Below are 12,691 nucleotides of genomic sequence, written 5' to 3'. Positions count from 1 at the left end.
GAAACACCTGCAACATGGATAGCAGCCTATCGGACAAGCGCAATATGGCTGGAAGGAAAGCGCGGCTTTCGACATAATAGGCGCCTTTTGCCTTCACCGGCCCCGGTTGCGAGCGGCTTTATCTCTGCCCGGTTTTTTTCTGCCCGGCGCGACGCAGCTTGGCCGGAGCACAATGCAGACCTCGTAACCCCCGGAGCCAACCTCAAGGACAGGCACATGTGGTTTAAAAACCTGCTGCTTTACCGTTTACACGGCGCCTCCGAGCTTGACGGCGCAACGCTTGAAGACGCGCTGGCTGACCACGCCGCCGCGCCGCTGGGCCAGGCGGATGCCCGCCGTCTGGGCTGGACGGCTCCGGCCGGTCGCCTGGGCGGCGGTCGGCTGGTTCACGATATCCAGGGCCAGCGGCTGCTCTCGGTGCTGCGCCAGGAACGCTTGCTGCCGGCCTCCGTGGTTCGCGAAGAAGTGGACGAGCGCGTGGCGGATATCGAGCAGGCCGAGGGTCGCAAGGTCACCCGCAAGGAAAAGACCGCGCTCAAGGAGGAAATCACCGAGGCTCTACTGCCCCAGGCCTTTGTCCGCCGGCAAAAAACCGATCTCTGGTGGGACCTTGACCGGGGGCTGATCGGCATCAATGTGGCGTCGCGCGCCCGGGCAGAGGACATTCTTGATCTGCTGCGCGAGACGTTGGGCAGCCTCCAGGTAACGCCGCTGACGGCGCAGACGCTGCCCATCCGCGCCATGACCGAGTGGCTTGGCAACCCCGCCAGCCGCCCGGGCGACATGACGCTCGGCGATCAGGTCGAGCTCAACGCCAAGGGCGACGACGGCGTGCTGCGCGCCCGCCAGGTCGATCTCGACGGCGACGACATTCAGCAGCTGCTGGAAGGCGGCCGCCAGGCGAGCAAACTGGCGCTGGGGATCGAGAGCCGCCTGAGCTTTGTCTTGACCGACGAACTCACGCTCAAGTCGCTGCGCTTTGGCGACGCGTTGATCGAGGAAGCCGACCAGGCGGATGATGGCGACGATGCCCTGGCGCGGCTGGAAACCGATTTCGTTCTCATGGCGCAGGCGCTTTCCACCGATGTGGTTCGCCTGCTGGAATGGCTCGGCGGCGAAGCGCGCACCGGCGATACCCACTGACGGCCAACACCGGCCGTACCGCCCGCCAGCGGCTGTCTCCTCTACCCGACGGAACGGATTCATGACTGACCACGACACAAGCCATCACACGTCTGCGGACGCCGCCACCGATCCCTGGGCCGACATTCGCCCCTATGAGGACGATGAAGTCGAAGACGTGCTCAAGCGACTGACCCGGGACAACGAGCTGCTCAACGCGCTGACGCGGTTCCGCCTGCCGCGCCTGGCCCGCTTTGCTCCGCCGCTGGCACGCCTGCTGGCCAGCCGCGCGGTCAAGCGTGAAGTCCGGGGCGTGCGCGACGTGCGGGCCTTTCAGCAGCGCATTGCCGGCTACATGGCGCGCATGATCCGCACCAGCACCGATGCCTTCGAGGTATCGGGACTCGAACGCCTGGACGCCAACACCGCGTACCTGTTTATCGGCAACCACCGGGATATTTCGCTGGACCCGGCGTTCGTCAACTACGCGCTGTATCAGGCCGGGCGCGACACGGTGCGCATTGCCATCGGCGACAATCTGCTGAAAAAGCCTTATGTCACCGACCTGATGCGGCTCAACAAGAGCTTCATCGTGCCCCGCAGCGCGCGCGGCAAGCGCGCCATGCTCGCCGCCTACCAGAATCTGTCGGCGTATATTCGCCACTCGATTACCGCCGATAACCACTCGATCTGGATGGCCCAGCGCGAGGGCCGCGCCAAGACCGGCATCGACCTCACCGACCCGGCGATCGTCAAGATGCTGACCATGGCCCGGCGCAAGGAAGACAAGGCAGCAGGTACCGGCGACGCCATTACCGAGCTGCGCATGGTGCCGGTTTCCATCAGCTATGAGCTGGACCCCTGCGACGTTCAGAAAGCCCGCGAGCAGTACGACCTGGATACCCGGGGCGGCTACGATAAAAGCGAGTTCGAGGATATTCAGTCGATTGTCGCCGGCATTACCGGTAACAAGGGTCGCGTCCAGCTCCACTTCGGCACGCCGCTGGGGGCCGAGGCCGGCAGCGCCGAGGAAGTCGCCGCCGAGATCGACCGCCAGGTCATCGGCGGCTACCGGCTGTTTCCGACCCACTATCTGGCGCTTGAGGCCCAGGGCGACGCTCCCGAACTGGTCGCGCACGGGTCCATCAGCCGTCAGGACCGCGAACGCTTCAACCAGCGCCTGAGCGAGGTGCCCGAGGCCCTGCGCCCTTATTGGCTCGCGCAATACGCCAACCCGGTGAAGCACAAGGCCGGGCGCGTGGCCTCTTGAGATCGCCTCTCGTGAGGTCGCCTCTCGTGAGACAGGCGGGGAAAAATGCTATGGTCGAGCGGTTGGGACACTGCCGGTCCCGGCCCGGAGCCGGGTCACGGAGCCAGCCGCGTACCGGGCGTCTACAGGAGAGTCTTTAAGAGTCTTGAGGAGAAGTCTTGATGTCTGCTTCAGAAATTCAAAAAACGCGCGTTATCAATGAACTACAGGGATTTATCCGCAAGTTGCTGCAGGATCCCAAAATCCTCGAGCAGTCGCTGGCGGTGGCCCGGCATGAGCTGGATAACGGCGGCAGCGCCGACAGCATGGCCACCATTGCCAACGAAATCTCGGATATCACCAGCGTTCACATTCCCGAAGACCCGGCCGAACATTCGGAAGCCGACAAGCTGTTTCTCGCCCTGCTGCGTGAGGTAGTGCTCGAAGAGCAGGCGCTGTACTAGCCAGCTGTCTCCCCGACCGCGTTTTTCATCCATTGCCCGACGTTAACGGAACGATCCCCTTTCATGTCTAACACCGCGACGCGCAAGATTCTGGTTACCAGTGCACTTCCCTACGCCAACGGCGACATCCATCTGGGCCACATGCTGGAATACATTCAGACCGACATCTGGGTGCGCTTCCAGAAAAGTCGCGGTCAGCAGTGCCACTACGTCTGCGCCGACGATGCCCACGGCACCGCCATCATGCTGCGCGCCGAGCAGGAAGGTATCACGCCGGAAACGCTGATCGAACGCGTTTCCCGCCATCACCAGACCGACTTCGCGCGCTTCGGCATCCGCTTCGACAACTACTATTCGACGCACTCGGCCGAAAACCGCCACTTCAGCGAGCTGATTTACACCCGCCTGCGCGACGCCGGCCACATTGCCACCCGGGACATCGACCAGATGTATGACCCGGAACGCGGCCTGTTTCTCGCCGATCGTTTTATCAAGGGCACCTGCCCCAAGTGCCACCAGGCCGATCAGTACGGCGACAACTGCGAAGCCTGCGGCGCCACCTACACCCCCGCCGAGCTGATCAATCCGGTCTCGGCGGTATCCGGCGCCACCCCCGAAGAGCGCACGTCCACGCACTTTTTCTTCAAGCTGCCGGATTTTGCCGATTTCATGCAGCGCTGGATCAACGACGACCGTGTCCAGCCGCAGATCCGCAACAAGCTGATGGAGTGGTTCGACGACGGCTTCAACGAGTGGGATATTTCCCGGGATGCGCCCTATTTCGGCTTCGAGATTCCCGATGCGCCGGGCAAGTATTTCTACGTCTGGCTGGATGCGCCGATCGGCTACCTGGCGAGCTTCAAAAACCTTTGCGAGCGTGAAGGGCTGGATTTCGACAGCTACTGGCGACCCGACTCCGACGCCGAGGTCTACCACTTCATCGGCAAGGATATCGTCTACTTCCACGCGCTGTTCTGGCCGGCGATGCTCCACGGCGCGGGCTTTCGCACGCCCACCGCGGTGAACTGCCACGGCTTTGTCACCGTGGACGGCGCCAAGATGTCCAAATCCCGGGGCACCTTTATCAAGGCGGCCACCTTCGCCGACCACCTGAACCCGGAGTACCTGCGCTACTACTTTGCCGCCAAGCTGACCGCCGGGGTCGACGACCTGGACCTCAACCTCGAGGACTTTGAAGCGCGGGTCAATTCGGATCTCGTGGGCAAGGTGGTCAACATCGCCAGCCGCTGTGCGGGCTTTGTCAAAAAGCTGGGCGGCGGCACGCTTTCGGCGCACTGCGCCGAGCCGACCATGCTCGCGCGCTTTATCGAGGCCGGCGACGACATCGCCGACTATTACGAAACCCGGGAGTTTGCCCGGGCCATGCGCCGGATCATGGAGCTGGCCGACGAGGCCAACACCTACATCGCCGAGGCCGAGCCCTGGGTGCTGGCCAAGCAGGAAGGCCGCGATCAGGAGGTGCTCGACATCTGCTCGGTAGGGATCAACCTCTTCCGCCAGCTGGTGGTCTACCTCGCCCCGGTGGTGCCCGCCATGGCCGAGCAGGCGCAGACCTTCCTCGGGCTGGATACCCTGAGCTGGGCCAGCCGCCACGATGTGCTCACCGATCACGCCATCAACAAATTCAAGCCGCTGATGACGCGCATCGAACGCAGCAAAATCGACGCCGTGCTCGACGCCTCCAGGGAAGACATCGCCGAGGAGAAGAAGCTCAAGGACGGCGGCGCCCAGGCTGCCGGCCCGCTGGCCGACGATCCGCTTTCTCGGGATCCGATCGCCGACGAAATCAGCTTTGCCGATTTCAGCAAGGTGGACCTGCGCATCGCCCGGATTGCCAGCGCCTCCTACGTCGAAGGGGCGGACAAGCTGCTGCAGCTGACGCTGGACCTGGGCGGCGAGACGCGCAACGTGTTTTCGGGTATCCGCTCGTCCTACGCCCCGGAGGCGCTGGAAGGCCGGCTGACAATCATGGTCGCCAACCTGGCGCCGCGCAAAATGCGTTTCGGCGTCTCCGACGGCATGGTGCTGGCCTCCGCCAACGACGACGGCATCTACCTGCTCTCGCCCGATGACGGCGCCGAGCCCGGCCAGCGCGTGACCTGATGTCGCGCAGCGACCTGATCGAAGCCGTCGATGCGCTGCTGCCGCAAACCCAGTGCGGCAAATGCGGTTTCGACGGCTGCCGGCCCTACGCCGAGGCGATTGCCGACGGCGAGCCGGTCAACCGCTGCCCGCCCGGCGGCGACGCTACGCTTGAGCAGCTGACGGAGCTCACCGGCCAGACGTATCGACCGCTGGCCGAACCGCCCCAGCCGCCGCTGACGGCGTTTATCCGCGAAAATGAGTGCATTGGCTGCACCAAATGTATCGACGCCTGCCCGGTGGATGCCATCGTCGGGGCGGCCAAGCGCATGCACACCGTGATCACCGACGAATGTACCGGCTGCGAGCTGTGCGTGGCTCCCTGCCCCGTGGACTGCATCGACATGCTGCCGCACCCCGCCTGGCAGGCCGCGTACAGCCGGGATGAACAGGACGCCTATCTGGCGCGCCGCGCCTCCCTGGGGCGCCAACGCCATCGTGCGCGCCAGCGGCGCCTGGCGCGTGACGCCCGGGAAAAGCGTCAGGAAAAACGTCAACGGCGGCTGCAAAAACGCCGCGCGGCGGGCCGTTCCGATAACGCCGGGGATATGTCCTCGGCCGCGCTGCAACGCCAGAAAAAACTCGCTGCTCGGGCCGCCGATCAGGCGCTCAGGCGTGTGGAGCAGCAGCTGGAAAGCGCCATACGCCGCCGGGACAGCGCAGCCGAAGCCACTGCCCGGGAGCAGCTACCCGCCGCGCAGCGCCAGCAGGCCGAAGCCCGGCAGGCGCTGGAACAACTCGGCCGGGAGGCGGCCGCCACCAACGCCGAAGGCACATCATGAACGCCGATAAACGCCATGAGATTTTTGCCCGCTTGCAGGCAGAAACCCCGCACCCGGAAACCGAGCTCCACTGGACTACGCCATTCGAGCTGCTGACCGCGGTACTGCTCTCTGCCCAGGCGACGGACGTGGGGGTCAACAAGGCCACAGCCCGGCTGTTTCCGGTCGCCAATACCCCGGAAGCGATAATCGCGCTGGGCCTTGACGGCCTCAAGGCGCACATCAGAACCATCGGCCTCTACAACACCAAGGCCGAGAACCTGATGAAGACCTGCCACCTGCTGGTGGAAAAGCACTCGGGCGCGGTGCCCCGCACGCGCAAGGCGCTGGAAGCGCTGCCCGGCGTCGGGCGCAAGACCGCCAACGTCATTCTCAATACGGCGTTCGGCATCCCCACCATCGCCGTGGATACGCATATCTTTCGCGTCGCCAACCGCACCGGGCTGGCCCCGGGCAAAAACGTGGTGGAAGTCGAGCAGAAACTCTTGCGCCACGTCCCCCGGGAGTTCAAGCGCGACGCCCACCACTGGCTGATTCTTCACGGCCGCTATACCTGCGTAGCGCGCAAGCCCCGCTGCCCCGGCTGCCTCATCGCCGATCTGTGCGACTACCCGGAAAAAACCGCGCCGTAACAGCGCCCGCGCCTGCCTCCTCTGTCTCTTCTACTTCATTCTGTCTCCTCTGCCTTCGGCAGCCTCTTGCCTGCCTTCGGCCAAGGTCGCCTTGGCCACGGCGCGCCCGATGCCTAAACTCGGTGGCAGGGCGCAACCGGCTTGATCACGCTGGATACACGTCAATAGCTGCACCACAGCAAGCAGCAGGCACGCGATAAACACGACCGTTAAAATAAGCTCAACCGAATACCAAAAACACAACTAAACACAATAAGCACAACAATGCCGAAGGAGAACGCCATGCCTCGGGTACTGGTGGTTGATGACGAAACCAACATCCTGTTGTCGCTGGAATTCCTGATGCAGCAGGCGGGATTTACGGTCACCACGGCCGACGACGGCGAAAGCGCGCTCGAGCGCGTGGATGACACCCCGCCGGACCTGATGCTGCTCGATATCAGTCTGCCCGGCATCAGCGGCTTTGACGTGCTGGAGCGTCTGCGCGCTGCCTCGGCGACCCGCGACATGCCGATTATCATGCTCACCGCCCACGGCCGCGAAGTCGAGCGCGAGAAAGGCCTGGCGCTGGGTGCCGACGACTACATTACCAAGCCGTTTTCGACCCGGGCGCTGGTGGACAAGGTGCAGGCACTGCTAAGCGAGGCCGACGATGACACGCCGTGATCGCCAACGCCTGCCCAAACGCCAGCGGCTGATCGGCCTCTGGCTGCTGCTGGGCGGCATCAGCCTGCTGGGCGGGGCCATTTTTGCCGCCTGGCTGGACGCCGGGATAAACGCCAGCGGCTGGGAACGCGCCGCCATCTGGCTGGGCAGTTTTTCCGGCGGCACCACGATTCTGCTGGTCGGCGTGGCGCTGGAGCGCATGCTCTTTGCCCCGCTGCGCCACCTGCATGTGCAGCTGGCACGCCTGGTCGCCAACCCCGACGCCGGCGACGAGCACCCTCCCGAAGGCTGGCTCACCGGGCTGGGGCCCGACCTGGCGCGGATACGCGAAAGCTGGCGTGCCGACCGCAGCCGTCTGAGCCAGGCGCGCAGCGACGGCGCCCGCGATGCTGCACGCATCAGCCAGCGGCTGGAGGCCGTGCTGCAAATCCTGCAGACACCGCTGCTGCTCTGCGATCGCCATCGGCGGTTACTGCTGCTCAACGCGGCGGCCGACACGTTTTTTGACGGCCATACCGGCCTGGGGCTGGGCAAGCGCATCGACGCGCTGCTGCCCACCGCCACCCTGCAGAACGCCCTTGCCCGGCTGCCCGACGACGGCACCCCGCGCGAGCTGCTGCTCCCCTGCGACGAGCGCTGGCTCAAGGTCACGCTGCGCCGGCTGCCGGAAAGCGACGGCGAAAGCCTGGTCACGCTCAACGACGCGACACACGCCTGGAGCACCGAAATGGGCGTGCGCGCCCAGCTGGGCGCCCGGCTCGCCGAGCTGCGCCGCGAGGCCGCGAGCGTGACCAGCGCCGCCGACGTGCTCAAGACCCTGGGCACCGCCGACACCGACAACAGCGAGCTGCGCGCCCGGCTGGAAAACGCCCTGGACGAAGATGGCCTGGCGCTGAGCCACAGCATCGCGCGCATGGGCGAGCTGATCGACGACATGCAGCGCCGGGGCGAGCAGCTGACGCCGATCTGGTCCAACGATTTCTGGCAGGCGCTCGACGAACGCATCGATCCCTCGCGCCGGCTGATCACACCGGTGGGCATGCCCGCCTGGTTCAAGGGCGATGCCCCCGCGCTGATCGCGCTGATCGATTCGCTGCTGCAACACCTGGAACAGCACCTGCCACCCGGCGGCTTTGAAGGCGAGATATCCCCCGGGAATCAGTGCGTTTATCTGGACATGATCTGGCAGGGCCACCCGCTGCCGGAAGGTGAAATATCCCGCTGGCAGCGCCAGCCGCTCGAAGCCCTGCCGCTCTCCCCCAGCGCCGCCGAAGTCCTGCGACAGCACGCCAGCGAAATCTGGAGCCTGGTCGACAAGGGTGACCCCCGGGCCCGCATTCGCCTGCCGCTGCCGATGATCGACCAGGGCGACACCCCGCCCCGCCGGGTGCCGCCACGACCCGAGTTTCACGACTTCGGCATCGCCAATCTGCCTCCGCCCGACGAAGCGCGCGCCAGGCTCGAGCCGCGCAGCCTCGAAATCGTGGCGTTTGATACCGAAACCACCGGGTTGGCGCTGCGCCAGGGCGATACCGTGATCAGCATGGGCGCGTGTCGTATCGTCAACGCCCAGGCGATGGCGAGCGAAACCTTTACCCAAAAAGTGGACCCGCAACGCCCCATTCCCGCCGAGAGCACGGCCATCCACGGCATTACCGACGCCGATGTGGCCGGCGCGCCGCCGCTGGACACGGTGCTGGAACGCTTTCGCCACTACGTGGGTGACGCCATCCTGCTGGCGCACAATGCGTCTTTTGATATGCTCGCCATCAGCCGCCAGGGCGTCGAATTTACCATGCCGGTACTCGACACCCTGCTTATTTCACGGGCGCTGGACGAGGCGCTGGACGGCCATGACCTGGACAGCCTCGCCCGGCGCTACGACATTACCTTCCCGCCGGGCACGCGCCACACCGCCCTGGGCGACGCCCGGGTGACCGCGGCCCTGTGGCTGGCGCTGCTGCCGCGACTCGAAGCGCGCGGCATCGATAGTCTCGAGTCGCTATTGGCGCTGCAGGCCAGCGCGGTCGATACGGAAGATGCCAACTTATGAGTGCTCCTCGCTCCCTGCATCCGCCATCGCGCCATAACGAGCGCCTGGTCGCGCTGATCATCACCGCCGCCATTTTGTTCTGCCCGCCGCTGCTGCTGGTGGTCGACCGGCTGCCCTCGGTCACCGGCGTCTGGCTGGTGATCTGGCTGTTTGGCGCCTGGGCGCTGGTGATCGGGCTGGCGGCCTGGCTGATGGAAGGCCGCCAGCCGCCTGCGCCTCCCCCCGAGCCCGAGGCTCGAGCCGCAGCGGATCAGGCGACGTCGTCGCACCATGCGTAACGACCTGATCATTCTGGCAGCGGCCTTTGGCTACCTGGCGATTCTCTTTGTGGTCGCCGCCTGGGGCGACCGGCGCGCCGAAACCGGCCGCTCGGCCATCGGCTCGCCCACGGTCTATGCGCTGTCGATTGCGGTGTACTGCACGGCCTGGACGTTCTACGGCAGCGTCGGGCGCGCCTCGTTGCAGGGGCCGCACTTCCTGCTGATCTATCTGGGCCCGACGCTGGCGATGCTCGGTGCCCCCTTCATTATTCGCAAGATGGTGCGCATTGCCGCGCGCCAGCGTATTACCTCGATTGCCGATTTCATCAGCGCGCGCTACGGCAAAAGCTCGGGGCTCGGGGCCATTGTCGCGCTGATGGCGCTGATCAGCAGTACGCCGTACATCGCGCTGCAGCTCAAGGCGATTACCGTCAGCCATGCGGTGCTGGTGAACTACCCGCAGCCGGCGGACGTCGCGGTGGAAGAAGCGCATTTCTGGATCGACAAGTCGTTCTGGGTGGCGCTGGTGCTCGCGGTCTTCATCATCCTCTTCGGCACCCGGCATCTGGACGCCAGCGAACGCCATGAAGGCATGGTCGCCGCCATTGCCGTGGAGTCGCTGGTCAAGCTGGTGGCGTTTCTCGCGGTGGGGATTTTCGTGGTGTTCGTGATGTTCAACGGCCCCGCCGACCTGCTGGCGCAGGTGGCGCGCACGCCCGAGCTGTCGCACGTACTCAGCCTGGAGCAGGTGCCCGGGGGCGCTACCGGCTGGGTGGGCGTACTGATTCTTGCCGTGCTGGCGTTTTTAACGCTGCCCCGGCAGTTTCAGGTGCTGGTGGTGGAAAACGTCGATGAAAATCACATCGACCGTGCCAGCTGGCTGCTTCCCCTTTATCTGCTGCTGATCAACCTTTTCGTTATACCTATCGCGCTGGCGGGGCTGCTGCTGGGGAGCCCCCAGGCCGACCCCGACAGCTTCGTGCTCACCCTGCCGCTCTCGGCGGGCGCCGAAGCGCTGCCGCTTTTCGTGTTTATCGGCGGGCTGTCGGCGGCCACAGGCATGATGATCGTCGAAACCATCGCGCTCTCCACCATGGTCAGCAACCAGCTGATCATGCCGCTGCTGCTGCGCTTCAACCTGCTCCATCTGAGCGGTAGCGGCGAGCTCGCCGCCTGGCTTCTGGGCATTCGCCGGGTTGCCATCGTCCTGATTCTGCTGCTGGGCTACGTCTACCACGCGCTGATCGGCGATGCCTACAGCCTGGTGACCATCGGCCTGGTGGCGTTCGTGGGGGCGGCGCAGTTCGCTCCGGCCATGCTGATCGGCCTTTACTGGCGTGGCGCGACGCGCACCGGGGCACTTATCGGTCTGCTGGCGGGCTTTGCCGTCTGGCTCTATACCCTGCTGATCCCCGGCTTTGCCCAGTCCGGCTGGATCGATATGTCGCTGATCAGGGAAGGCCCCTGGGGCATCGGCTGGCTGACTCCCTACGCGCTGTTCGGCCTCGACGGCTGGGATATCTACACCCACGCGCTGCTGTGGAGCCTGGTAGCCAACATCGGGCTGCTGGTGGGCCTATCGCTTTTCAGCCGGCCTTCCGAGCTGGAACAGACCCAGGCGGCGCTGTTTACCGAAGCGCTGCACCCCAACCTGCCCAGCGCCTCGCTGTGGCACGGGCAAACCACCCGGGGAGAGCTGGGCGAACTGCTCAACCGCTATCTCGGCGAGGGCGCCAGCCGCCGCGTTCTTGGCTCAACAACCGAAACCGCAGCCGCCGAACCTGCGGCCCACCAGCCGGCCTCGCATCAGCTGATTACCCGCGCCGAACAGGAGCTGGCCGGCTCGCTGGGCAACGCCTCGGCCCGGGTGCTGATCAACTCGGTGGTGCGCGGCGAAGCCCTGGACCGGGAGTCGATTCTCAGCCTGCTCGACACCACCTCGCAGACGCTGGAATACAACCGCCGGCTGGAGCAGAAGTCCGCCGAGCTGGAACGCGCCAGCGCGGCGCTGCGCCAGGCCAACGAACGCCTGCGCGAGCTTGACCGGCTCAAGGACGAGTTTGTCGCCATGGTCAGCCACGAGCTGCGCACGCCGCTGACGTCCATCCGCGCCTTTGCCGAGATTCTCCACGAAAATGACGACCTGACGGCCGACAAACGCCACCACTTCCTCGACGTTATCGTTCACGAAAGCCAGCGGCTCTCACGCCTGATTGAAGAAATCCTCGATCTGGCCCGGCTGGAAAGCGGCCGCCTGACGCTGACGCCCGAACGCCTCGACCTGGTCGCGCTGGCCCGGCGCAGCGTGGATGCCGTGGCGCGGCTTCAGCACGATCACGGCATTCGTCTGGAGGTGGAGCTGCCCGAAGGCCCGGCCATGATCGTCGGCGATGTCGACCGCCTGGAGCAGGTCATCATCAACCTGCTGGATAACGCCGGCAAGTTTGCCGACAGCACCGATCCGCGTGTCCTGCTGCGAATGGGCCGGCACAAGGATCATTTTCGCCTGAGCGTCGAGGACAACGGCCCCGGCATCAGCGATGCCGAACGCGAACGGGTGTTTGAAAAATTTCATCAGCTGCAGCAGCAGCGCAAGGACCGCGGACGCCCTCAGGGCAGCGGGCTGGGGCTATCCATCAGCCGCGGGATTATCGCGCATCTAGGCGGGAGACTCTGGGTGGAAAACGGCCAGCAGCTGGCCGGCGCCTGCCTGACGCTGGAACTGCCCGAAGCGCCGGACAACGCCTCGTCGAGCGAGGATGCAGAGGCCCCGGAAAACCCCGGGCGCGATCACTGACCTTCGCTTTCCCCATCGGCAGTCGCGCCCTGCGCCTCCGTTCCGAACATGGCGTCGCCGGTTTCATCGATGAAACGCCGGGCCTTGCTCACCATCATGGCATCGCAGGCCTCGCGGGCGGGCAGCATGTCCGAGCGATCAAACCGGTACTCGCGCACGCTGCCGTCCGCCAGCGGCTGCTGGATCAGGCCGCTGACGCGAAACTGCCCGTTCTGCGGCTCGGGGCAGGCAATAATCCTGAAACCCTTGTGATCCACCGGCTCGGCGGGCGTAATGCCCGTTTGCCCTTCCGGGCGTTTGCCCAGGCCGGCTAACAGTTTTTTCAGCATGGTTCCTCTCTCACCTCTGTTTTTTCCAACCCTGTTTTTTTCCAACCCTGTTTCCTTTAAGCCCTATTTCTTTTCAGCCCTGTTTCCTTCCAACCGTATTTCCTTTCAGCCCTGTTTTCTCTCAACGCTCTACAGAAAACGCCCGACAGAAAACGCCCGACAGAAAACGACGGC

Annotated in this window: 11 protein-coding genes; 10 read left to right on the top strand and 1 reads right to left on the bottom strand. The window is 65.0% G+C overall.

The features are described 5' to 3' along the window. The first annotated feature begins 216 nt into the window (after positions 1–216). From C793_RS0107205 to C793_RS0107160, 10 genes are all read left to right on the top strand, one after another. Entirely contained in the window at positions 217–1,143 is a 927-nt protein-coding gene (locus tag C793_RS0107205; RefSeq protein ID WP_017430268.1) for a recombination-associated protein RdgC, read from the top strand. Between the two features lie 61 nt (positions 1,144–1,204). Next, the gene (locus tag C793_RS0107200) at positions 1,205–2,392 is read left to right on the top strand and encodes a 1-acyl-sn-glycerol-3-phosphate acyltransferase (protein WP_017430267.1); all 1,188 of its coding nucleotides are present in this window, start codon (positions 1,205–1,207) and stop codon (positions 2,390–2,392) included. 161 nt (positions 2,393–2,553) lie between these two features. Next, complete coding sequence (locus tag C793_RS0107195) at positions 2,554–2,835, top strand: hypothetical protein (protein ID WP_017430266.1); 282 nt, start codon at positions 2,554–2,556, stop codon at positions 2,833–2,835. A 63-nt stretch (positions 2,836–2,898) separates the two neighbouring features. After that, on the top strand, positions 2,899–4,959 hold the full coding sequence (gene metG / locus C793_RS0107190) for a methionine--tRNA ligase (protein WP_017430265.1): 2,061 nt from the start codon (positions 2,899–2,901) through the stop codon (positions 4,957–4,959). Then, a complete protein-coding gene (rsxB, locus tag C793_RS0107185) occupies positions 4,959–5,780 on the top strand; it encodes an electron transport complex subunit RsxB (protein WP_017430264.1) in 822 nt (273 codons plus the stop codon). The genes metG and rsxB overlap by 1 nt, the downstream gene beginning before the upstream one ends. After that, positions 5,777–6,412 (top strand): endonuclease III, encoded by a 636-nt coding sequence (nth, locus tag C793_RS0107180; protein WP_017430263.1) that lies wholly within the window; start codon positions 5,777–5,779, stop codon positions 6,410–6,412. The genes rsxB and nth overlap by 4 nt, the downstream gene beginning before the upstream one ends. Before the next feature lie 282 nt (positions 6,413–6,694). After that, positions 6,695–7,078: a response regulator transcription factor gene (locus C793_RS0107175; RefSeq protein WP_017430262.1), complete on the top strand. Its 384-nt coding sequence runs from the start codon at positions 6,695–6,697 to the stop codon at positions 7,076–7,078. Further along, positions 7,065–9,131, top strand: coding sequence for a 3'-5' exonuclease (locus tag C793_RS0107170; RefSeq protein WP_017430261.1), 2,067 nt, complete (start codon positions 7,065–7,067; stop codon positions 9,129–9,131). Before C793_RS0107175 ends, C793_RS0107170 begins: the two co-directional genes overlap by 14 nt. Then, a complete protein-coding gene (locus tag C793_RS13640; RefSeq protein ID WP_017430260.1) occupies positions 9,128–9,409 on the top strand; it encodes a hypothetical protein in 282 nt (93 codons plus the stop codon). The genes C793_RS0107170 and C793_RS13640 overlap by 4 nt, the downstream gene beginning before the upstream one ends. Beyond that, a complete protein-coding gene (locus C793_RS0107160) occupies positions 9,402–12,188 on the top strand; it encodes a sensor histidine kinase (protein WP_017430259.1) in 2,787 nt (928 codons plus the stop codon). The genes C793_RS13640 and C793_RS0107160 overlap by 8 nt, the downstream gene beginning before the upstream one ends. Here C793_RS0107160 and C793_RS0107155 read toward each other — a convergent pair. Beyond that, a complete protein-coding gene (locus tag C793_RS0107155; RefSeq protein ID WP_017430258.1) occupies positions 12,182–12,517 on the bottom strand; it encodes an HlyU family transcriptional regulator in 336 nt (111 codons plus the stop codon). The two genes, C793_RS0107160 and C793_RS0107155, sit on opposite strands and share 7 nt — an antisense overlap. Positions 12,518–12,691 lie beyond the last annotated feature (174 nt).

Source organism: Vreelandella jeotgali Hwa, assembly GCF_000334215.1.
GTDB lineage: Bacteria > Pseudomonadota > Gammaproteobacteria > Pseudomonadales > Halomonadaceae > Vreelandella > Vreelandella jeotgali.
Note: the sequence above shows the minus strand (reverse complement) of the source record. Positions and strands in the feature narration are given on the sequence as shown.

Bases quoted from the DNA above. Each gene is read 5' to 3' on its own strand.
- C793_RS0107205 (WP_017430268.1), top strand. From the start codon at position 217: ATGTGGTTTAAAAACCTGCTGCTTTACCGTTTACACGGCGCCTCCGAG.
- C793_RS0107200 (WP_017430267.1), top strand. From the start codon at position 1,205: ATGACTGACCACGACACAAGCCATCACACGTCTGCGGACGCCGCCACC.
- C793_RS0107195 (WP_017430266.1), top strand. From the start codon at position 2,554: ATGTCTGCTTCAGAAATTCAAAAAACGCGCGTTATCAATGAACTACAG.
- metG (WP_017430265.1), top strand. From the start codon at position 2,899: ATGTCTAACACCGCGACGCGCAAGATTCTGGTTACCAGTGCACTTCCC.
- rsxB (WP_017430264.1), top strand. From the start codon at position 4,959: ATGTCGCGCAGCGACCTGATCGAAGCCGTCGATGCGCTGCTGCCGCAA.
- nth (WP_017430263.1), top strand. From the start codon at position 5,777: ATGAACGCCGATAAACGCCATGAGATTTTTGCCCGCTTGCAGGCAGAA.
- C793_RS0107175 (WP_017430262.1), top strand. From the start codon at position 6,695: ATGCCTCGGGTACTGGTGGTTGATGACGAAACCAACATCCTGTTGTCG.
- C793_RS0107170 (WP_017430261.1), top strand. From the start codon at position 7,065: ATGACACGCCGTGATCGCCAACGCCTGCCCAAACGCCAGCGGCTGATC.
- C793_RS13640 (WP_017430260.1), top strand. From the start codon at position 9,128: ATGAGTGCTCCTCGCTCCCTGCATCCGCCATCGCGCCATAACGAGCGC.
- C793_RS0107160 (WP_017430259.1), top strand. From the start codon at position 9,402: ATGCGTAACGACCTGATCATTCTGGCAGCGGCCTTTGGCTACCTGGCG.
- C793_RS0107155 (WP_017430258.1), bottom strand. From the start codon at position 12,517: ATGCTGAAAAAACTGTTAGCCGGCCTGGGCAAACGCCCGGAAGGGCAA.